The 895-nt window shown below is 68.7% G+C and carries 1 protein-coding gene; it reads left to right on the top strand.

Annotated features, from left to right (window positions below; translation table 11 throughout):
• Window positions 1–895, top strand: an 895-nt coding sequence (locus AX744_RS02305) for a hemolysin family protein (RefSeq protein WP_061015280.1), incomplete at both ends; no start/stop codon positions are given.

The raw sequence follows: 895 nt of genomic DNA, 5'->3' as shown, positions 1-895 counted from the left end.
CAGCGAGTTCGCCCTGGTGAACCTCGATCGCGCGGAACTCGAGGCCAGGCAGGCGAGAGGCGAGTCGCGGCTCTCCCTCACCATCAGCGCCCTCAAGCACACGTCGACCCATCTCTCCGCTGCGCAGCTCGGGATCACGCTGACGACCCTGCTCACCGGGTACACGATGGAGCCGGCGCTGTCGAACCTGCTGCGTCCGACGTTCATCGCCTGGAGCATCCCCGAGGCGGCCGTCACCCCGATCGCGACCATCGTGGCGATGCTGGTGGCGACGGTGCTCTCGATGATCCTCGGTGAGCTCGTCCCGAAGAACTTCGCCCTCGCGCTGCCTCTGGCCACTGCGAAGCTCGTGATCCCGTTCCAGATCGCCTTCACGACCGTGTTCAAGCCGGCCGTCGTGGTGCTCAACGGCAGCGCGAACGGCGTGCTGCGCAGTATGGGCATCGAGCCGAAGGAGGAGCTCTCGGGGGCCCGGAGCGCTGAGGAGCTCTCCTCTCTCGTGCGCCGTTCCGCCAGCGCCGGTCTGCTGGAAGCCGATACAGCGACGCTCCTCGACCGCACGCTCACCTTCGCCCGGCTGACCGCCGCCGATGTGATGACGGCGCGTCCGAGCATGCATGCGATCGCGGCCGGCGACTCCGCCGACGACGTCATCCAGCTCGCCCGACGCACCGGGCACAGCCGTTTCCCGGTGTACGACGACGACCTGGACGACATCACCGGTGTCGTCCACCTCAAGGCGGCCATCTCCGTGCCTCGAGAGCGTCGGACCGAGGTTCCTGCCGGCGCGCTGGCGACGGAACCGCTCCGGGTGCCGGAGACCGTGCACGTCGACGCCCTGATCGCCGAGCTGCGGGCACGCGGCTACCAACTGGCCGTCGTCGTCGACGAGTAC

It is taken from the genome of Microbacterium sp. CCH5-D1 (genome assembly GCF_001557335.1).
Taxonomy (GTDB): Bacteria; Actinomycetota; Actinomycetes; order Actinomycetales; family Microbacteriaceae; genus Microbacterium; species Microbacterium oxydans.
This window is presented reverse-complemented; position numbering and strand designations above follow the sequence as displayed.